A 25,771-nucleotide genomic window follows, 5' to 3' on the forward strand; every position below is an offset into this window, starting at 1 on the left:
GGGGAAAGTGCCAGTTCCTTAAAGCAGGCTTTTTATCGATGCTTGATTGCCAGTTGCTGCACTGTCGCTAGTGCAGATGGCTGTTATTAGCGATGACGCTTAAGTCGATAGCGGGTCCTGGAAATAGTCGCCAGCGATGTCGTTATCCGTTCGGCTGCTATCGCCATCTGCATCGATCACACCCACAGCTGTTGGGTTCTCAAGTGATTCAACGAAGTCATTACCCGCTTCTACAGCGTTTTGATCCTTAAACGCTTGGTTATCCCAGGCGGCATCGCCTGTTGTTCCCTGGTTATCCAGTTGCTCCAATGAAATTTCACTCTCGCCAAGGAAGGCATCTGTTGATGCTTGTGGTACTTGATGCAGGCTTTGGCCCCAATCGGCATCCAACACAGCTAAATCAGCCATCGAAATCTGCCCATCAAAATTGGCGTCCACTCCTCGCGCCACACTCGCATCAACAACGTCATCTCCATTGGTATCAACCTCAGCTGCATTATCAGCATCACTAACTTTTTTCTGTCTTGCTGCTCCAGCATTGAGATACGCCAAATCCTTCATTGACACCCGGCCGTCGTAGTTCAAATCGCCTTGGAAGGTGATTAGGTTTTTGGAGCCCTTTTGATTCTCAAAGACGGCTGAGCCTTCTGCTTTAAGACTCACAATGCCATCGCTTAGATCAACAACATTGCCGGCTGCACCTGTGATCTCAATATCGGCAACCAGTTGCGCTGTTTCTTGACCTGATTCCGCAAATGCGCCATCAACAAAGCTGCCACTCTCGAGGTTGGTTAATGCTTGATAGCTTTCTCCTTCTGTTGTGCTGATATAAAAACTAGAACTACTCAAACTTGCATTGTCATTGGCAACTCCCGTAATCGCTATATCTGTGGCTGTTATATTTCCTATATTGGTCCATTCACTTGTTGCGGTGATCGTATCGCCTGTTCTGACCAGATTTGTTTTACTTGAATTATAAGACCCAATATCAAGATCACTACTTAAAATCAAACCATCGCCTTGCTCTTTTAAATTGATTTCCGCCTCATACAGAGTTACCTTCGTTCCATCAACAGCTAAATCTCCGCCAAGATCCCGCAAGCTCTTGATCTCGCGATTGCTTAACCCTGCAGCATCGGTGAGATTCTTAGAAAATACTGTTTCATCTTGATTGGCACTCAAGCCAAAGAACAGTGGTGTGCTGAGATCGTTAATGCTGCCATCTGAATTTTGAGTGAGTTCGGCAAGATTAAGCTCATTGAAATTCAGATTAATCGACGCCAAAACAGCACCATCTGCGCCGATGCTCGCTCCGGCATCGGCTAGATGGTTTCCATAGAGATCTCCTGGAACTAGATCTCCAAGACTTGCAGCAGCAATACGGATTGTTCCCACATCATTATCGATGCGTACCGCATTGGCGATGGGTAGTTGCCCGCCAATGGTGATATCTGATGCCTTGATCTCATTAAAGAGATAGGGATCAAAGTTGATCGTGATATCTGCTGTTTCTAGGTTGTATCCAGCGGCTAGGCTCTTGGCTGTGATATCCAACTGATAGATATCACTGAGATCAACAGAATCACCAAGAACGGCTAATTGCTTTCTTGCTGTGGCTTGTTCTGCTTCTGTTCCTTCTTTTAAATGCAGGCTATAGCCAAGTTCGAGATCAAGCTCTAGTTCATCAAAATCTGCTCTTGCTTTATTCTCTGCCCAGCTTTCAGAAATATTTGGATAGAGTCTGTCTTCTGCACCTATATTGACTTCAATTTCTAAAGGTAAAGGAGTGTCGTGATATAGACCCGACGGATCTGCAACTCGAAAAGTTGCATAATTGATACCAATATCTGATTGTGAGGGCGTGCCACTAAGGTTGCCCTGGCTATCTAAAGACATCCATTCAGGGGCTTCCAACATGCTGAATGAAAGTTGATCACCTTCTGGATCGATGGCACTCTCTTTAATCGAGAAAGAGTATTTATCACCAATAACGGCATCCAAGACTTTCGAATAGCCTTCTTGCCAGTAGGGTTGAAAATTATCAATCCGATTGAGTCCATTACCAATTGGTGAAAGGCTTGTGACTCGAAATCCAGTACTATTCGTTTGAGAATTAGGCACTAAACTGCCACGATTCAATGCTCTGGGTACTAATTCATTATTCGTAAATGAACCACCTCGGTGAATACGTTTAGTCTCGTCTTCGATGCCTTCAGTCCATTCCCTAGCATTGCCTGCCTGATCAAAAGTACCGTAATGGCTGGCTTGACCGGCAAAACTACCCACAGGCATTAAGTCATCATGGCTCTTGTCCAAGTTGGCATCATTTGTCGTAATGCTGTTGCTTTGTGTTGGATAAAGCCAATAAGCTTCTCCATCAGCTCCCGTAGCGGAGCCGCTGTAATAGGCCGCCTTATACCATTCATTTTCACTTGCGATTGCAACCCCGCCATTAGCCCAGAAGATTGGGTTTCGCGTCATCGTGTTATTTTCAATACTGGTTGTATCAAGCTGATAAACACCCGTTTCTGTATTGCCGCTTGTTAACCAGTTTGTAAAACGTGCAGCATCCATAAAACTAACAAAATTGACTGGATTATTCTGCTTTCCTTCTATTGGGCTATAGGTAAATTCGCCATCACTTTTAGTTCGTAAAATGCCGCCTATTGTAGACATTTTCGAATTGTATAAATCATAATGATCAACTGAGGCTACATTGTTTAAAAATACACTGTAATCAGAGTTGGTGACTTCATGTTTTCCAATGTGATAGTCGTACGCGACTGCCCCAAACCCTGTTGAATCGCTAGCATTTCCTGCTTCGCCAATTTCGACAGTTTCAATCACAACTTCTTGCGCATCATTGGTTGTTAGTACAAATGATTTCTCATGAGATAGGCTGGCTAAATCCGTTGTTTCCAGGCGTATTTTGTAAGCTTGTTTGGATTCATAATCTGGAGAAAGATTGATCTTGAGTTGGTCTCCTTCAATGCTGAAAAATGTATTATCTATATTGCCTTCTCCTACGGCAAATGAAAAAATGTGTTCGTCATTGAAGTCAGGATCAATGGTGCTGAGAGTCGCCACAGAAGAGCCTGCCGCTATATTCTCATCGAATGAATTGATCGATAGTGCTATGTCTGTAGGAGAATCATTTAGGTCGTTAACAAAAAGCTCAACAGACTTCTCAAATGTTAAGCCAAGATGATCTTTTGTTTGTAGGCGTATGTTGTAAGCATCCTTTGCTTCATAATCAGGCTTGTCGTTAACCAAAAGCTGATTTCCGTCGAGGCTAAAAAGAAGATTATCGCTATCCCCATCTCCTGCTGCAAAATAATATGTGTGTGTATCCCCAACGTTAGGGTCTATAGCCTGGAGTGTGGCAACAGAAGTGCCAGCAATTATATTTTCATCAATGGTTAAGCTCGACAGCTCAAGGTCAGTTGGATTAACATTATCATCAAGAACATTGACTATGAAGTTAACTGTCTTTTCGTAGCCCTCGCTATTCTTCGCTGACAAGCTAATTTCATATTGATTATCCTCATCAAGATCAATTGGTGATTCATAATCTGGTAAGTATGAAAAGCTAACTTTTCCATCTTCAGTCACTTCAAATACTGCTTGATCAACTCCTAGCAAGCTCCAACCAACTTGCTGATCAGCCGAAGCATTAACAACCTCAAGTTGAGTTTCTTCAACAATCGAAACCACTTGGCTCTCAGTAATTCCTTCTACAGTTGGTGCGTTGGGATGCAACACCTCAAGCCGAACAGGATATGGAGTATCTGCATAAAGGCCGTGTGGGTCTGTGACTCTAAAAAGCGCATAATTAATACCTAGATCTTCAGCTGTAGGAGAACCTGTGAGATTTCCATCGGTATCTAATGACAGCCATCCAGGCCCATCTAATAATCTAAATGAAAGTATTTCTGATTCAGGATCAACCGCATTATCAAAGATAGAGAACGAATAATCATTTTCAACAACAGCCTCTCCTGTCGACCATTTATCAGCTTGCCATGCGGGTTGTTGATTTTCTATTGGCGAGAAGCCATTGCCGATTGGAGCCAAACTTGTTACTCGAAATCCAGTATTATTTTGCTGCGTGTTAGCTCCCAGACTTCCTTGATTTATTGATCGCGGCACCAACTCATTATTTGTAAATGAGCCCCCACGCCATCCTCTACTGGTAGAGGATGGGATTGTCTCAATCCACTCCCTAGCATTACCAGCTTGATCAAAAGTTCCGTAATAACTAGGATTATCCGAGAAGCTGCCAACAGGCATGATGCTTCCTTCACTATTGAGGTAATTGGCATCATCTATTGAAATCGTATTGCTTTGAGTTGGATACAACCAATATCCATCACCATCGGCCCCCGTAGGCTCTCCGCTGTAATAAGCAGCTTTGTACCATTCATCTTCATTCGCTATTGCAACACCACCTTCTGACCAAATGAGTGGGTCGCGAGTAATGCTGTTGTTTTCAATTCCTGTGGCATCCAATTGATAAACACCTGACTCTGTATCTCCACTTGTTAGCCAATTTGTAAATCGAGCTGCATCCCAAAAATTGACGAAGGTCACAGGATCATTTTCACGACCTTCATTTGCGCTGTAGGTGTAAAGACCCCTTTTCCCATCTCGTGAGATGCCACCCTTGTCTGACATCTCTGGGTTGTAAAGGTTATGAGTATCTGTAGTTGCAGCACTATTTAGGAATGCGGCATATTCTTTATTAGTAATTTCATATTTTCCAATATAGTAAGAATAAGGAACAGCACCATATTCGCTTGAATCAGCAACATTTTCTTCATCTGCTACCTCAACAGTAGGAATAATAATTTCATGCCCAGATACGGGTGTGAAGTCCCAAAGATCGCCTTCGATCACGTCGTCGTCGGTCACCGTATCTATTCGCCAGTAATATTGTTGACCACCAACCAATGTTCCTGGATTAAAGATGTTGTTGGTTTGGCTACCTTGAAAAACTAAGTTGCTTTTATCTGTACCAAAATAAACGTTATTTGCGATGGAGTCTTTGCCTTCTAGCCACATCAAGTCGGCATCAATTTTCACTGATCCAGAAGCATCCTCTGGAATTGGGGTTTTTGCTTTGTCGATCTGATGACCAGGAATCCAATAATCATTGGCTCCATATTCATACGCACCTATATCAGGTAAGTCTCCCAAATAACCATCCGTATATCCTGCTAAAGCAGTGCCTGCATCGATTAGTACCGAATGTTCTCGTGGCCTAAAGTCAAAATTAGACGGATCACGCAGTTCGTCTTCTAAATAAGTACCGCGATCAGTTCTTGATGAGTTTCCGGTTTTATCATCTTCATTTAGAACAGGTATTGTCAGGTTATTGTTGCCAGCATTGTTGTGAACAATTGAATTCTCATTGCCGTGGTTTGGATCTACCCCGCGTTTGCCTTTGATTCTGTCATCATATTCTCTACTATCTTCAGGGTCGTATCCGTAGAATTTGTCAAATGAAACTCCGAGATCATAGCGACTATTATTAAAGGAAGTATTGTTGAGGATAGTGTGTTGGTCTCCTTTGATTCGCAATCCCCTGCGATTGTCAAATATGACGTTATTGTGAGCAGAGCCATCTAGACCTCCAGGGTTGCCGTCAAAACGAATGCCATTACGGCCAGCAACATCATGAACCCAATTGTATTTAAGGATTGCTCCTCTTGAATTACCGGCTGGAAACTGAAAAGCTGAATCGTCCCCGTCGAAGTGAAAGTCGTAGACATGATTCAGATGAAAGATAGCCCCTTTAGGCCCTGAAATTCCTCCATAGCCAATAGAATTAGCAGTTGAGCGACTCATCGTAAAGTCTTCAACCCTACTGTTTAAAACACCGGATCCTCTTGCTTGATTATGAAAATGGCTGTTGTTAATTAGGAAGCTAGAGCCTCCTTTGTTAAGTGTTAGGAAAGGAGTATAGGAATATGCAAACTCACAACTCTCCCAGGTAAGATTTGCAATACCGTTGGTTTTAACAAAATTACTATAGGAGGGTGAATCTCCTGATTTAAGCATATGTCCTTGGTTTGTTGAATATAAAAACCTGCTATTTTCGAAACTCGTGTCTTTAACTTCCTCTAAAATAAAGGAACCCGTGTGCAGGGTTATTCCGTCGAAATTTAAGTACGAACTATCTTTTATTTCTAGAATATCGTTGTTGACATCATAGGTGCCTTTGTCATGGGTTCTGGCCTGAATATTGCAGTCATTCGGATTCTTATTGTCATCTAACCATGCGTAGAGTTCACTGCTCTCTACGTCGAAGAACCATTCTCGCGGGCTGTCTAGCAGTTCCAGTTGAGCCGTTAGATAATATTTAATCCCATTGGCACCCCATAGATCCTCATCACTCCAATCGAGTTCCTTTAGTGGAACCCGAGGAAATGGAGATCGAAGCGAAAGCTCAAAACTTTCTTCTAATTCAAAATGATCCTCGCCTGCATTATGCGATGAAATCTTTCCGCCACCCAGATGGAATTTCGGAGCAAGATATTTGTGGGGAATCAGCATTGCCCCCTCGACGCTGAAGTCGAGATCTGTCAAGCTATGTTTGGCTTCAAGGTTTATATATTCCCCTGGTTGCTCTAGATTGGGATCAACTTCTGCACGGGTATTGAGATCCCAATAGCTATCTACTGTTGGCTCATATCCACTAGAATCATCTGGTTGATCCCAGTCTTTTGTGATATTTGGCCAACGTGCAGCCGTTAGCATTTTGTCATCAAGGAACAGTTGCGAGACATCAAAATCAACTTTTGTTTTCCAGATATTGCCTTGGTGAATTTCCCAGGGTGTTGTGATTTCTTTGGCGCCAGTGATTAAGACGTCTTCGCCTTGGTAGCCTTTAAACGTAATGCGATTGTCAGCAGTTCCATGTATATCTTCTAAGAGCAGTTTCTCGCGATAGATGCCGCCCCGGATATTAACAACATCTCCTGCTTTAACTTGATTAATCGCATGTTGGATCGTTTCAAAAGGCGCATCAATCGTGCCTAAGTTGGCATCATCCCCATCATTAGAAACGTAATACTCAAGGGAGTTATTGGCATTGCTGGCTGATGCCTTAGCCTCTGCGTTTGCTGTTAGTGCTGATGCCGTAGCAATAGGGTTAAGGCTGAATGCTGGGACAGGGCTGTTGTCGCTAAGGATGACTAGGTCGGTATTGCCAGATTTATTGCTGCCATCGTTCATGTCTGTTGGGGTTCCGACAGCGCCTGTATTGAGGCTGGCTTCCTCCTGTTCGTTTTTATTGTCGAGATTGCTCATAGAAGCAACCTGCGTAGGAGAGCGGTAGTGGCTCGATCCAGCTTTTTAGTAGCCGCAGCTTGATGATCACGCTTGATCCAGCCCTGCTGCTCTCGTTTATATATGTAATGGCTTGCATTTTCTTCTCCCAGCGTTTGTAGGCAGCTCTGCAGGTATGTTGAACTCTGGAGGAGCTGACCTGACTCCCTGTAGTAATAAGCAGCGTGACCGGTACAGCTCACCTTACAAACAGCCAATAGATATAACTTCGTTTTTGTCTCTAGGGTGAAGTGCGTTTATTTGGCAATCTTTTGCCAGAATACTTATCCACACCTTATTCCCAATTGGCAATAGTAATACTGGGATAGTGGAATGCTTTTGGTGCTCGTTTTGGCTTGAGCCTCCCCCTTTAACTGGTTGTCTGGAGATAGCGGTGATTCTTCTGCATTCAGAGGCCTTTTCTTTTAGAGCTAGCAGCAGATGATTCGGGTTGTGGTTGAGTTCATCAACAAGCAGGATTGGCGTTGGTTTGCTTCGAAGCTTTGGGAGAGTAGGAAGCTCATTTTGCTTTGAACCACGCGCCAGCCGCCATGCTTCCTCTTGATATCAGTGCTGTTGAGCTCTTGCCCGATGAGATCGCACGCTTTTCAAGGCACCTGACTCTTCCTGAGGTGGGCCTAGTAGGACAAAAGCGCCTCAAGGCTGCTTCTGTGCTCTGTGTCGGCGTCGGTGGTCTTGGTTCTCCGATGTTGCTCTACCTAGCAGCTGCTGGTGTAGGGCGTCTGGGTATCGTTGATTTTGATGTGGTAGATCACAGCAACCTGCAGCGTCAGGTGATTCACGGCACAAGTTGGCTTGGCAAACCGAAGATCGAGTCGGCAAAGGCTCGCATCCATGAGATCAATCCTCATTGCCAGGTGGATCTCTACGAGATCGCCCTCACTAGTGAGAACGCGCTCGAGATCATTCGCCCTTATGACATCGTTTGCGATGGCACTGACAACTTCCCCACTCGCTATTTGGTCAACGACGCTTGCGTGATACTGGGTAAACCCAATATCTACGGTGCAGTCTTCAGGTTTGAAGGGCAGGCTTCTGTTTTTAATCTCACTCGAGACAGCCCTAACTACCGCGATCTGTTCCCAGAACCGCCACCTGCAGAGATGGTTCCTTCCTGCGCAGAAGGTGGTGTCGTTGGCGTGTTGCCTGGGATCATCGGCCTGATTCAGGCCATCGAAACGGTGAAGATCATCATCGGGGTCGGGACCAGCCTCAGCGGCAGGCTTCTGTTATTCGATGCTCTCAAGATGGGCTTCCGCGAGCTCAAGTTGCGCCCTAGCCCCGAGCGCCCTGTCATCGATAGGCTGATTGACTATCAGGATTTTTGTGGAATGGGCGACATTGCCCCGGAGGCAGGCGCGGTGGCGAGTATTACTGTCAGCGAGTTCAAAGCGCTGTTCGACAGCGGTGCAGACGACATCTTGCTCCTTGATGTGCGCACTCCCAAGGAAGCAGAAATTGCCACGATTGCCGGCTCTGTGCTGATACCCCTTGATCAGATTGAGAGCGGGAGTGCTCTCGAGCAATTGCGCCATTTGCTTAAGGGGAAGCGACTTTATGTTCATTGCAAGCTGGGGGGGCGAAGCGCCAAGGCTCTCATTGCTCTCAAGCGTGCTGGCATTGAGGGCATCAATGTGGCAGGTGGAATCGACGCTTGGAGCCAGGAGGTTGACCCCTCGGTGCAGCGTTACTGAGAGTTACTGAGATCATCCTGTAGCGCTCTAGTTCGTCCCCCATGCTCATGCAGGGCAACCTATTCCAGTTGAAAGTTGGTGATTGATTGCACCTCTAACTCGCTGGGTCGCGAGCAACCCTGTCGCGGCTTGTTTCTATCTGCCCGCTCGTGGCCGTGTCATGCAAGTCGCCTTGATCAAGCTGTTTTATCTGCTGGGCTTCCAGAAATAAGAGCTTGAATCGTTTTAATTCCTAAATGATTAAGACTCGAGGTTGGCTTTGATGCGACAGGAATCAGTTGAAGGTGTTATTAACAAGTTGTTTATTCAGTAATCCACGCCTCGCTTGAGGTCTACGCCCTGCTCGGCGTAGTGCTTGTGGCATACCATTTCTGAGTGGACGCCGGCCAGGTCGAAGTAGGCAGGTTGGTTTTTGCAGCGGCCGGTGATGATTACTTCGGTTTCGGCAGGCTTACGCAGCAGGGTTTGAACAATCGGCTCCACAGGAATCAGTTCAAGATCCACGCTGGGATTGAGTTCATCGAGGATGACAGTTTTATAGAGCCCACTGGCGATGGCGGCTCTGGCAATTTCCCATGCGCGCTCTGCTTCCACATAATCGATCGGTTGTTGTTGACCTCGCCATACGATGGCATCCCGGCCGGAACGCAGATGATCAACAAGGTGGGGATAGCTTTCTCTTAAGGCTGCAATGGCAGCGTCTTCGGTGTAGCCATTGCCACCTTTAAGCCACTGCAAGATCAACACGCGATGGCTTTTGTCTTGGCTGATGCCACGGCCAATGGCCTGTAGAGCCTTGCCTAGGGCACTGGTGGACTTGCCTTTGCCCTCACCGGTGTAGATCTCAATGCCACCGGTGGTCATGAAGGGAATAACGCCATCAGCTTGAGGCTCCATACGACGATGGGCGCGCATTTCGGAATGCAGATCGGCTACCTCAACTAGGGCTCTTGGAGCGGCCCGTCCGGTGACGATGATTTCCATGCCGTCAGGTCGGTCGGTGAGTGTTTTGACTACATCTTCAACAGCCAGCAGGCCTAGATCCAGCACGGGATTGAGTTCATCAAGCACAACGACTGAATAGAGGGCGCTGGCGATGGCTCCCTTGGCGATATCCCAGCCGCGTTGGGCTTCTTGACGATCAAAGCGGGTAGCGTCCTCGGCGATGAAAAATTCACCTCGACCAGTGCGTACTTGGTCGATCAGGTGTGGAAAGCCCTGTTGCAGTGCCTCAATGGCAGCATCTTCGTCGTAGGCGCGGCCTGGGCCTTTGAGGAATCGAAGCAACAGCACCCTGGTTCGTCGTTGCTCGCAGATCCCGAGCCCGATGGTGCGTAGGACAACACCAAGAGCGGCCTGACTTTTGCCTTTTCCCTCGCCGTCATAGATGTGCAGTTGGCCATGACTGCGTTCATTGCTTTCGGCTGCGGTCGCGATGCCAATCCCACGTCCTCTTCTGCCGCTTGATGTTTGGCGATTGCTGGGTGTCTTGGATGCTGCCGTCTGCGAAGCCATTGACGGGTCCTCTACGGTTGAAGCCTAACGAGATCGATGGGCTGAGAAGGTGGTTGCTGGGACGGCTGGTGCAGCGGTGTTTCGGCAGTTGGAAGCGCTGCCAGATCGTGAGTATGCCCAGTTGCAGAGGTTGCGCAAGTGTCTTGCCAGTTTTAGGCGCGTGTGTGTGGCCTATTCCGGTGGAGTTGATAGTGCACTAGTGGCAGCGATCGCACAAGAACAACTTGGACCTCAAGCCTTTGCGGTGACAGGGGTTTCTCCTGCACTTGCCCCTGATCTTCTCGATGAGGCTCGTCAACAGGCTGCCTGGCTTGAGATTCGTCACCAGGAATGCGTGACTGAGGAATTGGATGATCCGGCCTATAGCAGCAACCCTATAGACCGTTGTTTTGCTTGTAAGCGTGAATTACATCGCCATCTGGGCCCGATTGCTCAGTCAGCCGGTGGAGCTCAGGTGGTGGATGGCGTGAATCACGACGACTTGGGAGAGCATCGACCTGGCATTGAGGCGGGTCGTCAGGCAGGTGTGCGTTCTCCTTTGGCTGAACTGGAGATTGACAAAGCGGGTGTACGTCAGATCTCACGAGCTCTTGGCTTCCCTTGGTGGGATAAGCCCGCGCAGCCCTGCCTGGCTTCTCGTTTCCCCTATGGCAATAGCATCACGGCTCAGCGATTGCGTCAGGTTGGTCTGGCTGAAGCCTGGTTAAAAACGCTTGGTTTTACTGAGGTGCGAGTGCGCAGTCAGGGCTTAGCTGCGCGTATTGAAGTTCCCGCGGATCGGATTGAGGATGTGGTGCTTGAGTTGGATCGTGAGCAGGTCGTCGCGCATTTCCTTGCGCTGGGTTTCACCTCCATCAGCCTTGATCTGGAAGGTTTGGTCAGTGGCAAGCTCAATCGCACTGGCCAAGAACATTGAAGGCGTGGAATGGCTTACGGCTTTATTCCTTTCGCGACTCCTGTTCCACTGCGTTGCCATCGGCGGGAGATTGAGCTTGGTGCTCTCTCTGATGCGATAGGGCAAAGCCTGGAAGGACTTTCTCGCTGCTTTTACAGCTGGGCGAGTAGGGCAACAACAGCTTGTCTGGGGCTTTAGGGGCAATCAGCTCGTTAGAGCTATCTCTGCCGATTGTTGAGCCACGCTGGCTCACAAGGGTGTCGCATAAGGGAGGCTGTTGAGATGCCCTATCCCTTTGTCGGTCTGGATCTTGACAACACAAGCAAAACGGAGAATTTCTTCAGTACGGAGAACAGCTTCAGTTGCGATTGGAGCTTGATTCAGGGCGAGCAGAGCGAACACCAGTCGTCTTCTTGGTAGCTGGGAGGTTGGCCAAGGCTTTTTGGCTATGAGGCTTTGCGGCGAGGGATGCCTCAATCCGCAGGACCTCTGCTTCACGAATGGCTGTGTTCTTATCCAAGTACTCAATGCTGTTTGGGTGTGCTGGTGGCAAACCTTCGGCTGCACTTCCAGCTCGCAAACAATACAGACTTTTGCAGAATCAACCATGAGCATTTCTGCACATCAAATTCAACCTGCTAGAGAGGCCGCTTGGGAGCCACCTAGGTCGGAGATTTAGCAGTTTTTGCCTAACTGACGACTGATTCCTGCTTGCTTAGACCTAGATCAGGAGTCCGAGGACGTCGAAACCCTGAAAACCTTTCCTGGACTTGAGGGCATCCAACGCGGGTGCCCTCCTTCATGTCAGTTGTTTGCTCTCCTTGCAGAGCCAATGCATAGGTTCTAGATGCTTGTGCTCAAACTCACCGCTGGCATTGAGCCAGGACACTGCGTTTTTAAAGAGGTTGGGTGAATCTATGGATAGCGGTGAAGGATGAAAACAAAAAGTCGCCACCGCTCTAGGGGGAGAAAATAAATAAGCAAAAGCCCCACCTATTGGCGGGGCTTTTTGATGCTTAGTTGTTGAAGTTCCCTGACAGGAAGAGGTTTGGCTTGTTTTGGCAAGGGCTGGTGGAACTAACAACATTTAGGTGAAACGAAGCTTTCAATGCTTTTAATCAGACAATGGAGATGATGGCTAACCCTTCTTCATCTTTGGTCTGGCTTTCATCTCCTTTTGTCTGCATCCATATACATTGCTTATGGCTGAAAGATGGAGAGTAAACCGAACCTGTGTTCATGTTGAATCATTCTCTCGCTCCGGGGTTTATATTTACTAGGCTGTTATTTTCCCCCTCTAAATATCCAGTGTTAGTTGTGGTTGTAGATAAGTGGCTGGAACGATTTAGCCAAATTGTTAGAGCGTTGTGGTCACTCTTTCGCTAGGAAATTTCTCTGTATTCAAATACTTTTCAATACTTGCTATGAAGCCTACATCGGAACTGCTGAAGGAGTCTCAAGAACAGCTCAGTCAAACAGAATTGGCTATTCAAGACCTAGAAAGAATGCTAGGGCAAATGAACAAAAGGTTTGATGAACTGAATGGAATGGTGATTGGGTTGGGGCAAGTTCTTGCTTTAGAAGAGAGAAAGAGAGACGATGATCGCAAAAGGGAAGAGCAAAGGTTGAGGTTAGAAGAAGAGCATTTGGATAAGTTTGAGCATGACAGGAGGCTTGACTAGTCACCAGCCTCTGAATCTCAAGCCACTACGAACCGGAAGGTGGATGAATGGGGCAATGTGAGTAGGTGTTTAGATACCTCTTGCCTTTTAGAAGTGCCTGTAACGATCACTCAAATGCTTCAGTATTGGTTTCAGCAGGTCGCTGTAGCTAGCTGATTAAGCCTTTGGATGGCGTACTGCGGTCGCTAGAGCTGCTGGTGTTTCCCGTTGGAAGCTCTTTAATGCATGGCTTTTAGCGCCAAGTTCCTGGCGTAAGAGCTCACAAGCTTGTTCCGGCATTGTTTGATCGCCGCAAGTGAAGACATCCACCGCCGCATAACCATTCTCAGGCCATGTGTGGATGGAGAGATGCGATTCAGCTAGAAGGGCAAGCCCTGTGACCCCCTGAGGTTCAAATCGGTGGGTGATCAGATTGAGCAGAGTGGCACCAGCACGCTTGGCTGCTGTTGTGATCGTGGTTCTCAGAAAGGCTTCGTCATTGAGCTTGGCGTGATCGCAGTCATAAAGCTCGAGGATGCAGTGCTTGCCCACCATGTCGGTGGCGCTGTGATTGATGGAGTTTGTGTTGTCTTGGCAATTGGTGTCTTCCCATCCTGGATTGGGATGCAAGCAAGACAGGGTTCTCTCCATCAAGGCAATAAAAATCAGCTAGCCACCTTAGCGGACCTCTCCCGATCGATTTAAAGATCCTGCTTCGATGATCTGTGATTGTTGTTGCCATTCATCCTGGAAGCCCTCCAAATGGGTCGCGCTAACGAGGCACTGATGCTTCTCTCCTACAGCCTCGAGCAGCAGCAACTGTCTGCCGGGATCCAGTTCCGCAAGAACGTCATCCAATAACAGCAGAGGGGGTTCACCGCAGAGTTCGCCTACGAGTTCTAGTTCGGCAAGCTTGAGCGCCAGCACCACGGTTCGTTGTTGTCCTGCTGAGCCAAAGCGGCGCGCTTCTGAATCGTTGAGTAGCAATCTCACCTCGTCGCGGTGAGGACCGATCCGGCAACTTCCTAACCGTTCCTCCTCACTGCGCTGGCCGAAGAGTTGCGTTTCGATCGCCAACCGCCAAGGTTCTTCAGCTTCCTCACCTTCCAGTTGGCTGCCTGGCTGATAGTCGAGTCGCAACCGTTCCTTGTGTTTGCTGAGGGTTTCCTGCCATCGGGCGGCAAGTGGTTCAAGGCGGGCGAGAGCTCGACTGCGACGTCGATGAATGCGTGTGCTGACTAAAGCCATCTGTACATCGAAGGCATCCAAGAGGGAATCACGCTCCTGAATCGGGATGTGGCGCCACTGACGCCACAGCTGGCTTCGCTGACGCAGCAGCTTGTTGAAGCGACTGATTAGATCTGAATAGATCGGTTCAAGTTGTTGTACGACGCGATCAAGCCATTGGCGCCGCAGGGCAGGCTCGCCTCGAACGAGATTGAGATCGAGAGCGCTAAACCCAACGCAACGCAGTGGACCGATTAGATCCAATTGGCGGGTGAGCGTTTTGCCGTTGCGGCGGGCTTGTCGACCTCCTTTCCGCCGCAATTCCAGTTCGAGCTTCTCAGTGTCATCAGCGATAGCGCGAAGTAGGGCCCGCTGTTCTTCCCAGTGGATCAAGTCTTGGTCGCTGCTGGCGCGATGCGAGCGCAGACTGCCGAGCAGCTCTACGGCTTCGAGAAGGTTGGATTTGCCGATGCCGTTGGGGCCAATGACCAGCAGCCGATTTTCCGTCAACTCCAGCTGAAGCCTGCTGTAATTGCGATACCCCTGCAGTTCGAGCTGGTGAAGCCGAATCGGTCTTGGAGCGGCATGAGGTTAAGGTACCTTGATTGAGGGGGCTTGAGAGTTGCTCTCATATAGCGGCATCCAGCCGATATTTGTGGGCATGTAGCTCAGTTGGATAGAGCATCAGATTCCGGTTCTGAGGGTCGGGGGTTCGAGTCCCTCCATGCTCGTATTTGCTTTAGCTCCCATACTCTTCTAGAGCTTTCAGTGGCATCGTTCAGTTGAGGCGCTGATCTCAATTCAGGTTGTAGTTGGTCAAGCAAAGATGGCCAGAGTGCTGCAGTTCTCTCGCCATGCTTGGGTCAAAAGCGTGGTTCAGATCGCTGCAGGAAGGATCCGATAACGATGTTGACTCGACGACTTAGCGGAGTCGATAACTCATCGCTCGTATGCCATCTGGATCAATGATGAAGCCTTGATCCTTCAATGCTTTGAGGGAGATGGAAGGTGCCAATATTGAGATGCTGCAACCAGGCATGATTCGGCGCAAATTGTCAAGCGCTTGATGCACGAGAACTGCAAGCAATTGTGCTTGTAATGAGCCGGGTTGGGCGACGAGATTCCAGAGGTTGACATTGAGGCCATGGTCGCTTGTGGCGCGCACAAAACCAACCAGGGTTCCTTTTTCTTGTTCAATAATGCTTAGATGCCAAACGCTTCGCTCAAAGGCCAGTGCCCATTGCTCTGAGGTGTGAGTGGCTTCTCTACAACGAGCGAGAAGTTTGTTGAGTGCTTGAGGATTGGGTGGCTGTTCAAGGTCTAGCCGGAAGCCGGGGGGGAGTTCGGGCTGTTGAAGAAAGGCAAGCAAGGTGGTTTCAACCGGTGTTGCGCATGCCTGCAGCAATGCCGTTAATGGTGAGCAGTGCGCCTCTTAGCAGTTCGCTGCGGCTGTAAGTGCGACCATCGCCAGCATCGTTCATGGGTGGCTGCCGGTTCTGATCACGCAGCTTGCGAAGCAGGGCCACTTGCAGAAAACCAAGGGGCACGATCGTGCGATTGCGAAGATCGACTGATAGCTGAAGGGCGGGATCGGCTGCGAGCAACCTGGGTTGTCCTGTGATGTTTAAGACCAACCGGCGGGTGAGGCTGTACTCCGTTTCGATGATCTCGAAGATACGCTTAAAGGCTTCACGGTAATCTTCGCGGCCAAGGCTAGTCATGTAGTGATGGGCCAGGTCTAGGTCTACTTTTGAAAGGGTCATCTCCACCTTGGAGATCAGCATTCGGAAGAATGGCCAGCGTTGGTGCAGTCTGCGTAGAAGGTCAAGCTGGTCAGCGTCTGATTCGACTTCAGCGGCTAAGGCTGTTCCAACGCCAAACCAGCTCGGTAGCAGGAATCGACTTTGCGTCCAGCCAAATACCCAGGGGATCGCTCTCAGACTAGAGAGGTCCTTGGCGCCGCTTTTGCGTCGAGCAGGACGGCTGGAGATTTGCAATTTGCTGATTTCTTCGATCGGCGTGACTTGCTGGAAGAAGGCCACCAGATCTGGGTTGTTGTGGACGAGGGCCCGATAGTGCTCACGTGAACGGCCAGCCAGTCTGGTCATCAGTTGATTCCAACTTGGGGTGGCATCTAGCTGGTTGGTTACCAGACTGTTTTGCAGGACGGCCGTTGTGAATGTTTCTAGGTTGTAAAGGGCTAGTTCGGGCAGGCTGTATTTCGATGCCAGTACTTCTCCCTGCTCAGTGATCTTGATTCGGCCGCGCACGGTTCCGCTTGGTTGGGCAAGGATTGCTTGGTAGGCAGGGCCACCTCCTCTGCCAACAGATCCACCGCGTCCATGGAAAAGGCGCAGAGCCACACCCTGGCGGTTAGCTAGATCTTGCAGGGCAATTTGGGCTTGATGGATCTCCCAATTGCTGGATAGAAATCCGGAGTCTTTGTTGCTGTCCGAATAGCCAAGCATCAGCTCCTGCAGAGGTTGGACCTGTTCGCTCACTCGAGGGAGCAAATTGCGGTAGACAGGTGAACTCAAAAGTGACTCCATTACTGCTGGAGCCCGCTGGAGATCCTCTACGGTTTCGAAGAGGGGCACCACAAGCAGTTCGGCATGGCCAGCAGCCGGATCCACGAGGCCGGCTTCTTTGGCTAGCAGCAGCACCTCGAGTAGATCGGAAACTGTGTGACTCATTGAGATCACATATGTGCGGCAGATTCGGCTGCCGAATTCTTCCTGCAGTCGGTGCAGCATGCGAAACACGGCCACCGTTTCTGCAGTACTGGGCGACCAGATAACGGCAGAGGGGATCAGGGGACGGCGAGTCTGTAGTTCCTCCATTAACCATTGCACTCGCTCATTTTCGGCCATGTCGCCATAGGCCTTAGGGAGGTTTAGGTAGCGGGTTAATTCGTCGAGAGCATCGCTGTGGCGATTGCTCTCCTGGCGGATGTCAAGGCTGGCTAGCGAGAAAGCGAAGATGTGGACCTGATTTAAGAGGGTATCCAGAGGCTCACAGCTCAGGTCTGTGCTGACCAGGCTGTTGCGGATCAGTTCCAGGTCGCTGCGGAATTCTGCTACTGATTTGTAGTGAAGGGCTTCTCCCGCATTAATTCGATTGGGGCTGGGGTTTAGGCCTTCTGGTGGGGTTTGCCAGCCGGCTTCGGCCAATTGCTGGTTGCGTTGTTGAGTGAGTTTCAACCTCTCCAGGGTGTAGCTGAGTTTGAGTCGATAAGGCTCGAGTCGATAGCGGGCTGCGCGTTCCTCGTAAACCTCGGGGAATCGAAGCCGGTCCATTTCCAGTGACTCCAACAGTGGAGTGCTTACCTGGCTCCATTGCATGGAGATGCTGAGTTGATCACGGAGTTTTTGAACGGCATTGACATAGCGCTCCAGCATCAGCTGACGTTGATAACAGGCGGTGCGCCAGGTGATTTCTGGTGTAACGGAAGGATTGCCGTCTCGGTCTGATCCAACCCAAGATCCAAAAGTGCAGAAGGCAGCTTGTGGAATGTGCACGTCCGGATAGCTCTCGGCCATTGCAGTGATCAGGCGACGCCGTAGCTGGGGCATGGCATCAAAAAGCACCTGTTGGAAATAGTGGAGGGCGTAATCCACCTCATCCAGAACGGAGGGCTTGAACTGATGAAGCTCATCGGTCCGCCACCAGAGCCTGATCTCCTCCTCAAGCTGCAGTCTCAGGCTTTCTTTCTCAGATGTCGATTTTGTTGGATCTGATTGAAACTGCTGCAACAGGCTTGCAACCTTGCGTTGCTTATGGCGAACGGTATGACGGACGATTTCAGTGGGATGAGCAGTGAAAACCAGGCGGATATCCATCTCCTGTAGAAGGGTCTCCAGCTGAGCTGGTGGCACGTTGAGACGGCGAAGTCGTTCGAACAGCTCCCTGAATGTGGCTGGGTCTGTCTGCGTAGCGAGCGGTGGAGCAAAGGGGTCATAGGGTTTCTCTTGGCGGTTGTTTTCTTTGCCAGAGGACATACTTGCGAGGTAGCTGTCTTCCTCGATCCGTTGCTCGAGGATATTCACCAGTTGGAAATAGAGGGAGAAGGCGCGTGCTGCGGTGATCGCTTCTGCCAGGTCCATCTCTTGGATCAACAGCACGATTGCTCTGCCGGCACTGTTCTCATCTGCACCTTCAAGGGCCAAAGGTTCACTGAGTTGCTTCAGTCGAAGTAGTCGTTCTGCCTGATCCGGTGGACATTCGCTGCGTAGCACCGTTTGCCAAAGGTCTTCCACCAGTTCAAGGCGGTTCTGCAGTAAGCGTCCTGCCTGCTGCCCTTCCCCGATTGCCCTGGGCTGTTCGCAATCAGGTTTTTGGGCGGAAGACTGCTGCATCGATGCGCTAGTGGACTCAGGTTTGGCCATGATCATCCCAAAATGGCCTCGGCTTTGCTTGCGTTGAGCTCTTCGGCGTTCATTTCGGCAATGCTGTCTTGAATGACAGCCTCCACAGACTTGCCATCGGCATAGTTCTGTAGCCATTGCATGGCTTTATTTCCCTTATTTAGGACTGTATGCAGCGGTGCAAGTTGTTGCTCCAGACCTAGATCTCTACTGATCGGAATGATTCCCTCGAGCATTGTCTCGATCCAGGAGCGGCACAGGATGGGGCTCCCATCTCGCCAGTGGTGCAGGGTTGCGTCCAGGCTCATTTGAGCGACAGCAGAATCATTTGCATCACAAAGATCAGCAAGTTCATTGGTGGTTAGTCGACTCACTTTGAGTGGATCCAGTTGGCTTGGGTTCTGAAGAAGGCTGAGTACGCGCAGTTCGATTAGGGCAGTCACTGCAAGCAGAACATCAGGATCGGTGATTAAGTCGCAGATGCGCAGCTCTAGACGGTTGAGTTGATAGGGGCGGCGAGGTCCGTTTGGCCGTACTGAGGTCCATAGATGACGCTCATTTTGCATCGTGCCAGTGGCCAGTTGTGCTTCAACCCAAGCGACATAGTCAGGATGGTTTTGGAAGAGTGGTACCCGCTCTGGAGTGAGTGGAAATTGCAGCCATCGCTGAGAGTGGCTTCCCGTGGGCTGGCCATCGAGGAAGGGGGAGCTTGCACTCAGGGCAAGAAAGAGGGCTGCTTCACAACGCACCAAGCGCAGCGCAGCAAACAGCAGCGGTAGATCTTCAAGCCCTAGGTTGATGTGGACACTGGTGGTGACCACCCTGGTGCCGTAGTTGGCCTCAATCAAATCGTGATAGGGGTTGAGCGGATCTGATCGTTCAAAGTGATGACTGTCCCCCAGGCTGAGGGTGCTACCAGGAATCAATGTGAGCTGCCGTGGAACCAACCATTGGCGCAGTCTTCGCCTAGGAGCCAGCAGGGCTTCCCTCAATGGGCCGTAGTGTTGATTTGGCTCAGTGATGTATTCCAGATTTCGGTGGTCTGGTTCTGTGACGAAATCAGCAAGATCGCTTGCTACGGAAGTAGCTACGCCGACGTGCTCACCGCTGAAGCGTCCTGTGAACAGCTCCACTTCGAACCCCTTAAGTAGCAGCCGGGTATTCATGATTTGTGGGACTCGAGGCAGGCCAGGGCTGTGAGCATTCCCCTTGCCTTGTTGAGGGTCTCTTCGTATTCCTTGGTGGGGATGGAATCGGCCACAACACCAGCGCCTGCTTGAACCTTGACTTGCCAGCCGCCTTCAGGATGGGGCCGCACAATCATTGTGCGAATGGTTATAGCTGTATTCAGAGCACCGTTGAGATCGATGGACCCATACACACCTGAATAAGGTCCTCGTGAGTCGGGTTCGAGCTCATGAATGAGCTGCATGGCTCTGATTTTTGGGGCGCCACTGACCGTGCCTGCTGGGAATGAGGCCATGAGTAGATCCCAAACATCCTTGCCTTTGGCAAGCACACCTTCCACTGCACTGACGATGTGCATGACGTGGGAATATTTCTCGATCACCATCAGCTCTTTCACCGTCACACTGCCCGGCCTGCAAACGCGTCCAAGGTCATTGCGGCCAAGATCAACCAACATCACATGCTCGGCACGTTCCTTGGGATCTGCCATCAACTCTGCTTCAAGATTGCGGTCCTCAAGTTCGTTGCCGCCACGCTGACGCGTGCCGGCAATAGGCCGAAGGCTGGCCTTAATGCCATCGGCAACAGGCTCCGCCTTGACCATGACCTCCGGGCTTGAGCCAATCAGCTGCCAGTCGCCGAAGTCAAAGAAAGCCATATATGGAGAAGGATTCACCATCCGCAGACTTCGGTAGAGCTCAAGTGGCTGTTGAGGAACTCTGGTCTCCAGCCGTTGACTGATCACAAGCTGGAACACATCCCCTGCGGCGATGTGTTGCTTGGCCGTTTGAACTGCCTCTTCAAAGCCTTGTTGGCTGTAGTTACTGATGGTGGAAGGTGGAGATTGACTTTTTGGTTGCCATTGCAGTGGCTGAATCGGCGCAAGTGGTTCCGCCATGCACTTTTCTAGGTCTTGAATGCGTGCTTGTGCCTTGTCCCAAGCTTCGTTAGCCGTTTGCTCGCCACTCAGGTCTGCGTATGCCACGGCAGTGATGAGGCGTTTAACTTGATCAATGATCAAGATGCTGTCCATCAGCATCCAGATACCATCAGGCGGATCGTTGTTGTCCCTTAAGTGAACGGGCACTGTGGGTTCAACCCACTTGATCAGTTCAAAACCCCACATTCCATAGAGCTGGCCAAGGGGGGGTAGGCCTGGCAGGGTTGCTGTGCGATAAGGAGCAAGCCATTGCCGGAGGCCTTCAAAAGGGTTGCCGATGGCTTCATCGGTTTGTCCTTCTCGCCAACGACGTTTGAGGTGATTCCCTCGGCAGGTGGCTGTCCAAAGTGGATTGCAGGCAACCACACTCCAACGCCCAAGAGTTTCACCCCCTTCGACCGATTCGAGTAAAACCCCAGGGGGATGGTCTGCCCCAACTTTTAACCAAGTTGTTAGAGGGGTCTCCAGATCCGCTGGCCAACTGCGGGCCAAAGGAATGAAATTGGCACCACTAGCAGCCATCTCAAAGAAATGGTCACGATCAGAGCTGAGCATGAGGGAATCTTCGCAGCTGGTGCCGAGTGGTTGAAGATCCCCGTACCCTTCAGGCGAAAGGAACTCAGGCGTCGTAGGTGTTGCGCCCGCTGAATTTTAATTTAGCTGGATTGGCGTTTTCTCCGATCCGGCGATTGTTGACGTTCACCATAACCCTCCCTTCATTGACTTTCTCGGGGAATACGCCGTCTTTTGGATGCAGGAATTCGGTGTCACCACCTGGGAAGACGCGATAAATTTTGTAGTCTTCAATCTTGGGTTTGAAGGTACGCAGTTGAGTGCCTAACGCGAGGCATTGCTCTTTGCGAGCGAAATACATGAGGTTCTCGCCCTCATTCATTTCAGCTGCGCCGCCAGTGGGTAGTTCGAACGCCTGAGCTGTTGAGCTGCTCCAAGTGATGGCGTACTTCTCTTCGGTTTCAGCGGAATTTAGAAGGCCCCCGGTGCTCCCTAGATACTTGGGATACTGACCTGTTAACGCCGTTGCTGTCATGAGTAACCTCGAGAATCGGCATACCGTTACAGGTGAAAAGTAGCACTGCGTTTTGTGCCCTATGGCACTGCTTGGCAGCAAGCTTCACACCCGTCAACATTGTGGCTTGTTTTGGAGTTCAAAGTTTTTCCTCAGCGATGGGAAAAAATACTGTGAGCCCTTTGTCCCGACGCTGTGTTAGCCACCCACCCAAGCTAGCCAGCATTCGTTGGGTTGCTGCTTGGCTGAGTTGCAGGCTGCCGGTTTTGGGGTCCCAGCTCAGCACTGGGCCTAGAGCAGCCTTTTGATCCCTACTGCTGGCTCCTTGATCTTCATGATTTGGTATTTGGCTGAGGATTTGAAGCTTTAGGCGGGGGCCCGCAGGGCGAAGTGTGAGCGATAGGCTGCCACCTGCTGGCAGGCCGCGGCTCGTGCGATCAATTAATCCACCCAGCATCGGTTCAAGACGTCTTGGATCACTAAGAACTTCTGGCAAATCAGGGGTGATATCGATCTGGAGTCCTACCCCGCGGCGTTCGAGCTGCTGACGCCAGGCTGGATGAAGCATGGCCAGCATGGCGCCGAGGTCGGTATGGGCGAGCATGGACGCTTCTGGCGGCTGCCGCTGAAGTTCTGCGGCATGAAAAATGAGACCGAATCGATCAATTTGCTCAGTGCACTCAGCATCGATCTGTTTGAGACGTTTGACTACGACACCAGGAAGGTCACTTCGCCGCAGCAGGGAGTGGATCAGGGTTCGTATGGTGGCTAGTGGGGTTCGCACCTCGTGAGTGAGTGCCTCCAGCAGAATGAGTTCAGCACTCGTTTCTTGATTTGTTTCTCCTCTGGATTTGGCCGGGTGTGATCTTTCAGGAATCGGTTGCAGTGTGAGACTTGGGGCCATGCCGGCCAACCGTTCCGCAAGCCGAGGCCAGAAGATTTTTTCTAGTTCAGGGTTGCTTTGTAAAGGTCCTAGGTTTGCCAAAGCCTGACGAAGCTCAATGGCATGGCCAGGGTCTTCGCTGTTCAGTCTCAGGTCCAGCATCTTCAAGAGATCACTGAGGGTTTCGGGATCACTGCGCATTAACAGATGGCGCTCTGCGGGTTTGCCATGCAGGGCCAGGGCAATTTGAACATCCGGGGTAATGATCAGCAGAAGGGGCTCATGACCATCGTTTTGGCGCAGTGGTAACCGTTGATAGCCCCCGACAGCTGAATTGCTTCTCTCATGGATTGATGACCTCACGCGACTGGGGGGCAAGAGGCCGCCTTGAGGAGAATGGAGTGTTTCGAGCTCGTCTGGTGCCCAGACCCATCCTTTTAAGCGTTCGAGCAGTCTTGGCTCATAGAGCGCAGGTAGGGGTGCTGCCAGCCAAAGCCCCTTTTCAGGATCCATGGGCAGCAGGATGTCGTCTTGCAAGGTGTCCAGAGCTGCCCACCACAGGCGTCGAACGGTGGCTTCATCGACTCGGCCAGGAGTGACACCTTCTGCAAGCCGTTGTTGGATCGTGGTGAGCGAGATGGAATCGCTCACCAGTTGTTGAGTCTTGTGTGGCCTCGGCGTGCCACCGAAAGGCAGAGTCCAAGTGCTACGAAGTTCACCACCATTGCTGAGCGGCCATAGCTCATAAATGGTAAGGGGATACCAGTTACAGGGCCAAGGCCAATGGTCATAAAGATGTTCACGACCACTTGGAACATCACCATCGTGGCGACGCCTATGACAACAAGTGATTCGAAGTCAGTGCGGGCTTCTCTGGCAACTTGTAGTAGGCGTCCCATGAGTAGCGCGAAGCCTGTTACGACAAGGATGGTCCCGATGAAGCCAGTTTCTTCCCCTAGGGCACTGAAGATGAAATCGGTGTGCTGCTCGGGGATGAAACGTAGCTTGGTGAGTTGACCTTGCAGCAGCCCTGTGCCAAATAGCCCGCCAGAGCCAATGCCCACAGTGCTTTGCAGGAGGTGATAGCCACCACCTAGGGGGTCTTTGGTGGGATCGAGAAACAGCACCAGCCTTTCTCTTTGATAGTCCTTGAGGCCATGCAACCAAAGCCAAGGGGTGGTAACAGCCACGACTCCTTGCAGCGCCAAAGTGAGCGAAGCGGCTAGGCGTTTCCATGGCAGTGAGCGATAGGCCAGCAAACCCATCAGAGGGAGCCATGCGCAGAGAGTCCAAGGCCATAGCCCTGCAAGGAGTGCTGTGGCTAGAGGTGATAGGAGCAACAGGACCCATTCCCAGGGCATGTCAGCCCAATAGAGCATTGTCACTAGCAGGGCTCCGAACACGAGTGAACTGCCGAGATCCGGTTGCAGGAAGACCAGTGTCCAGGGCACAGAAATCACGGCCAAAGGCCTCATCAGGTCGATGGGGCGTTCTATCGGGTGGCGGTCGAGTACTGCTGCCAAAAGGAGTATTGCTGTCAGTTTGGCGAATTCGGATGGCTGAACATTCACCCCAGCGATGCTGATCCACCGCTGAGCGCCTAGGGCGGAGGTGCCGATTAGGCGAACGGCTACCAGGCTCAGAACAGTGAGTGCGTAGAGGGGAATTAATAGCGGCCGCAGTCTCTGGACTGGCAATCGGGCCAGCAACAGAGCGACCAAGCATCCCAATCCAGCGGTGATCCAGTGGTGATACCAGTCGGCGTAATCAGCCTGTCTTTGAGTGCTGGCGATCAGGACGCCCGCAAGGATCACCATGGCCACTGGCACCCCCCAGAGCACTAGATCCAGTTCTTTCCACCATCTGCGTAGATGCCCCTTAGAACGGAAGGACTTGCCACCATTGCGTCGCCGCCTCTGGCTTGAAAGCATGGTCAGCTGGCCTTGGAGGCGCAATCCAGAACTTGTTTGGCTAATTGCTTGAAGGCTTTGGCACTCACTGATTCGGGTCGGCTATGAACGATGGGGCTACCTTCATTACCCCCCTCTTGCACAGGCATTTCCATAGGGATTTGTGCCAGCAGAGGGACATTGTTTTCCATCGCCAGCTGCTCTCCCCCTCCAGAGCCGAATAGGGCGTAACGACGCTCTGGTTGATCGGGAGGTACGAAGGCGGTCATGTTTTCGACCACGCCCAGCACGTTGATGCCCATTTGCTTGAACATTGCCAGTCCTCGGCGAGCATCCTGCAGTGAAACTTTCTGGGGGGTGGTGACAATCACCACCCCCGCAATGGGAACTGCCTGCGCTAGTGACAACTGTGCATCGCCAGTGCCTGGAGGTAGATCGACCACCAAAACATCTCGCTCCCCCCAGTAGGCCTGATACAGGAATTGGCGGATAATCCCGTTCAGCATCGGGCCGCGCCAGATCACTGGTTGGTTCTCCTCGATTAGCAGACCCATCGACACCATTGCTATCCCATGACTTTCGATCGGGATGATGCATTGCTCAGCACCGTTGCCGCTCACCTCAGGGGTTTGATCAGCGACTCCAAGCATGGTTGGAGTATTTGGTCCATAGATATCGGCATCGAGCAGTCCCACGCTTAGACCCTCCTGGGCTAGTGCGCAGGCCAGATTGACGGCCACGGTGCTTTTGCCAACACCCCCTTTACCACTGCTTACGGCGACAATCTGCTGAACCCCTTGGATGGCCTGGGGCTCGGCAGATTGTCCATGGCCAGCCTGGCCTATAGGCCCCTGGCTGGCAGTCTCCCCAATTTCAATCTGCACCTCACTGATGCCGTTGAGCTCTAGTAAGACTTGTCGAGCTTCTTGTGCCAATCGATCCCTTTGGCTTTGGGCAAATCCAGGCAAGGTGAGGCGGATGACGGCGCGAGGAGGAATGACACGGACTTGGTTAATCCAGCCCATTTCAAGAGCCGAGCGGCCGCTGCCTGAATCCTTGACTTGATCAAGCGCATTGTGTGCCTGCTCGGCCGTGGCCATGCCTTTCCTTCAGGTGA

The 25,771-nt window shown here is 50.8% G+C and carries 18 protein-coding genes and 1 tRNA gene; 5 read left to right on the top strand and 14 right to left on the bottom strand.

What is annotated here, in order from left to right; translation table 11 throughout:
• Positions 1 to 99 precede the first annotated feature (99 nt).
• Both SIB80_RS04165 and SIB80_RS04170 read right to left on the bottom strand, forming a co-directional pair.
• Positions 100 to 7,311 (bottom strand): SUMF1/EgtB/PvdO family nonheme iron enzyme, encoded by a 7,212-nt coding sequence (locus SIB80_RS04165; protein WP_169246902.1) that lies wholly within the window; start codon positions 7,309 to 7,311, stop codon positions 100 to 102.
• Positions 7,308 to 7,532 carry a hypothetical protein gene (locus SIB80_RS04170; protein WP_169189838.1) on the bottom strand — a complete coding sequence of 75 codons (225 nt, stop codon included), beginning with the start codon at positions 7,530 to 7,532 and terminating at the stop codon, positions 7,308 to 7,310. The genes SIB80_RS04165 and SIB80_RS04170 overlap by 4 nt, the downstream gene beginning before the upstream one ends.
• A gap of 348 nt (positions 7,533 to 7,880) precedes the next feature.
• Between SIB80_RS04170 and moeB the strand changes: the two genes are divergently transcribed.
• Positions 7,881 to 9,044: a molybdopterin-synthase adenylyltransferase MoeB gene (moeB, locus tag SIB80_RS04175; protein WP_063419273.1), complete on the top strand. Its 1,164-nt coding sequence runs from the start codon at positions 7,881 to 7,883 to the stop codon at positions 9,042 to 9,044.
• 306 nt (positions 9,045 to 9,350) lie between these two features.
• Here the strand turns inward: moeB and SIB80_RS04180 are convergent, their stop codons facing one another.
• Positions 9,351 to 10,559 (bottom strand): cob(I)yrinic acid a,c-diamide adenosyltransferase, encoded by a 1,209-nt coding sequence (locus SIB80_RS04180; protein WP_205909621.1) that lies wholly within the window; start codon positions 10,557 to 10,559, stop codon positions 9,351 to 9,353.
• Positions 10,560 to 10,608: 49 nt separating this feature from the next.
• Here SIB80_RS04180 and larE point away from each other — a divergent pair, with 49 nt between their 5' ends.
• Together larE and SIB80_RS04190 are read left to right on the top strand one after the other, a co-directional pair.
• Positions 10,609 to 11,475 carry an ATP-dependent sacrificial sulfur transferase LarE gene (gene larE, locus SIB80_RS04185; protein ID WP_236065971.1) on the top strand — a complete coding sequence of 289 codons (867 nt, stop codon included), beginning with the start codon at positions 10,609 to 10,611 and terminating at the stop codon, positions 11,473 to 11,475.
• 9 nt (positions 11,476 to 11,484) lie between these two features.
• A complete protein-coding gene (locus SIB80_RS04190; protein ID WP_169189837.1) occupies positions 11,485 to 11,652 on the top strand; it encodes a hypothetical protein in 168 nt (55 codons plus the stop codon).
• A gap of 160 nt (positions 11,653 to 11,812) precedes the next feature.
• Here SIB80_RS04190 and SIB80_RS04195 read toward each other — a convergent pair whose 3' ends face one another.
• Entirely contained in the window at positions 11,813 to 11,974 is a 162-nt protein-coding gene (locus tag SIB80_RS04195) for a hypothetical protein (protein ID WP_169189836.1), read from the bottom strand.
• An 847-nt stretch (positions 11,975 to 12,821) separates the two neighbouring features.
• Here SIB80_RS04195 and SIB80_RS04200 point away from each other — a divergent pair.
• Positions 12,822 to 13,136: a hypothetical protein gene (locus SIB80_RS04200; protein ID WP_169189835.1), complete on the top strand. Its 315-nt coding sequence runs from the start codon at positions 12,822 to 12,824 to the stop codon at positions 13,134 to 13,136.
• Positions 13,137 to 13,292: 156 nt separating this feature from the next.
• On the opposite strand, the gene speD is transcribed toward SIB80_RS04200, so the two are convergent.
• Complete coding sequence (speD, locus tag SIB80_RS04205; protein WP_063419278.1) at positions 13,293 to 13,766, bottom strand: adenosylmethionine decarboxylase; 474 nt, start codon at positions 13,764 to 13,766, stop codon at positions 13,293 to 13,295.
• A 27-nt stretch (positions 13,767 to 13,793) separates the two neighbouring features.
• Positions 13,794 to 14,891, bottom strand: a complete 1,098-nt coding sequence (gene recF, locus SIB80_RS04210; protein ID WP_205909626.1) for a DNA replication/repair protein RecF — start codon at positions 14,889 to 14,891, stop codon at positions 13,794 to 13,796.
• Positions 14,892 to 14,999: 108 nt separating this feature from the next.
• Between recF and SIB80_RS04215 the strand changes: the two genes are divergently transcribed.
• Positions 15,000 to 15,073, top strand: a tRNA-Arg gene (locus SIB80_RS04215).
• Positions 15,074 to 15,264: 191 nt separating this feature from the next.
• Here the strand turns inward: SIB80_RS04215 and SIB80_RS04220 are convergent.
• From SIB80_RS04220 to SIB80_RS04255, 8 genes are all read right to left on the bottom strand, one after another.
• The gene (locus tag SIB80_RS04220) at positions 15,265 to 15,747 is read right to left on the bottom strand and encodes a hypothetical protein (protein WP_063400788.1); all 483 of its coding nucleotides are present in this window, start codon (positions 15,745 to 15,747) and stop codon (positions 15,265 to 15,267) included.
• Positions 15,719 to 18,733 carry a phosphoenolpyruvate carboxylase gene (ppc, locus tag SIB80_RS04225; RefSeq protein ID WP_205909620.1) on the bottom strand — a complete coding sequence of 1,005 codons (3,015 nt, stop codon included), beginning with the start codon at positions 18,731 to 18,733 and terminating at the stop codon, positions 15,719 to 15,721. Before ppc ends, SIB80_RS04220 begins: the two co-directional genes overlap by 29 nt.
• The gene (gshA, locus tag SIB80_RS04230) at positions 18,730 to 19,872 is read right to left on the bottom strand and encodes a glutamate--cysteine ligase (RefSeq protein ID WP_063419280.1); all 1,143 of its coding nucleotides are present in this window, start codon (positions 19,870 to 19,872) and stop codon (positions 18,730 to 18,732) included. The genes ppc and gshA overlap by 4 nt, the downstream gene beginning before the upstream one ends.
• Positions 19,869 to 21,389, bottom strand: a complete 1,521-nt coding sequence (locus SIB80_RS04235) for an anthranilate synthase component I family protein (RefSeq protein ID WP_063397569.1) — start codon at positions 21,387 to 21,389, stop codon at positions 19,869 to 19,871. The genes gshA and SIB80_RS04235 overlap by 4 nt, the downstream gene beginning before the upstream one ends.
• A 64-nt stretch (positions 21,390 to 21,453) precedes the next feature.
• A complete protein-coding gene (locus SIB80_RS04240) occupies positions 21,454 to 21,882 on the bottom strand; it encodes a photosystem I reaction center subunit II PsaD (RefSeq protein ID WP_011826874.1) in 429 nt (142 codons plus the stop codon).
• Positions 21,883 to 22,000: 118 nt separating this feature from the next.
• Positions 22,001 to 23,395: a sensor histidine kinase gene (locus tag SIB80_RS04245; RefSeq protein WP_236065972.1), complete on the bottom strand. Its 1,395-nt coding sequence runs from the start codon at positions 23,393 to 23,395 to the stop codon at positions 22,001 to 22,003.
• Positions 23,392 to 24,675 (bottom strand): rod shape-determining protein RodA, encoded by a 1,284-nt coding sequence (gene rodA / locus SIB80_RS04250; RefSeq protein WP_063419331.1) that lies wholly within the window; start codon positions 24,673 to 24,675, stop codon positions 23,392 to 23,394. The genes SIB80_RS04245 and rodA overlap by 4 nt, the downstream gene beginning before the upstream one ends.
• 2 nt (positions 24,676 to 24,677) lie before the next feature.
• On the bottom strand, positions 24,678 to 25,754 hold the full coding sequence (locus tag SIB80_RS04255; protein ID WP_063419282.1) for an Mrp/NBP35 family ATP-binding protein: 1,077 nt from the start codon (positions 25,752 to 25,754) through the stop codon (positions 24,678 to 24,680).
• Positions 25,755 to 25,771 lie beyond the last annotated feature (17 nt).

Origin of the sequence: Prochlorococcus sp. MIT 1327, from assembly GCF_047304785.1 — a bacterium.
GTDB classification, from domain to species: domain Bacteria; phylum Cyanobacteriota; class Cyanobacteriia; order PCC-6307; family Cyanobiaceae; genus Prochlorococcus; species Prochlorococcus marinus_D.

What these genes read in the sequence shown, in the direction of transcription:
- SIB80_RS04165 (WP_169246902.1), bottom strand. Translation starts at nt 7,311, where the DNA reads ATGAGCAATCTCGACAATAAAAACGAACAGGAGGAAGCCAGCCTCAAT.
- moeB (WP_063419273.1), top strand. Translation starts at nt 7,881, where the DNA reads ATGCTTCCTCTTGATATCAGTGCTGTTGAGCTCTTGCCCGATGAGATC.
- SIB80_RS04180 (WP_205909621.1), bottom strand. Translation starts at nt 10,559, where the DNA reads ATGGCTTCGCAGACGGCAGCATCCAAGACACCCAGCAATCGCCAAACA.
- SIB80_RS04190 (WP_169189837.1), top strand. Translation starts at nt 11,485, where the DNA reads ATGGCTTACGGCTTTATTCCTTTCGCGACTCCTGTTCCACTGCGTTGC.
- speD (WP_063419278.1), bottom strand. Translation starts at nt 13,766, where the DNA reads ATGGAGAGAACCCTGTCTTGCTTGCATCCCAATCCAGGATGGGAAGAC.
- ppc (WP_205909620.1), bottom strand. Translation starts at nt 18,733, where the DNA reads ATGATCATGGCCAAACCTGAGTCCACTAGCGCATCGATGCAGCAGTCT.
- gshA (WP_063419280.1), bottom strand. Translation starts at nt 19,872, where the DNA reads ATGAATACCCGGCTGCTACTTAAGGGGTTCGAAGTGGAGCTGTTCACA.
- SIB80_RS04235 (WP_063397569.1), bottom strand. Translation starts at nt 21,389, where the DNA reads ATGCTCAGCTCTGATCGTGACCATTTCTTTGAGATGGCTGCTAGTGGT.
- SIB80_RS04240 (WP_011826874.1), bottom strand. Translation starts at nt 21,882, where the DNA reads ATGACAGCAACGGCGTTAACAGGTCAGTATCCCAAGTATCTAGGGAGC.
- rodA (WP_063419331.1), bottom strand. Translation starts at nt 24,675, where the DNA reads ATGCTTTCAAGCCAGAGGCGGCGACGCAATGGTGGCAAGTCCTTCCGT.
- SIB80_RS04255 (WP_063419282.1), bottom strand. Translation starts at nt 25,754, where the DNA reads ATGGCCACGGCCGAGCAGGCACACAATGCGCTTGATCAAGTCAAGGAT.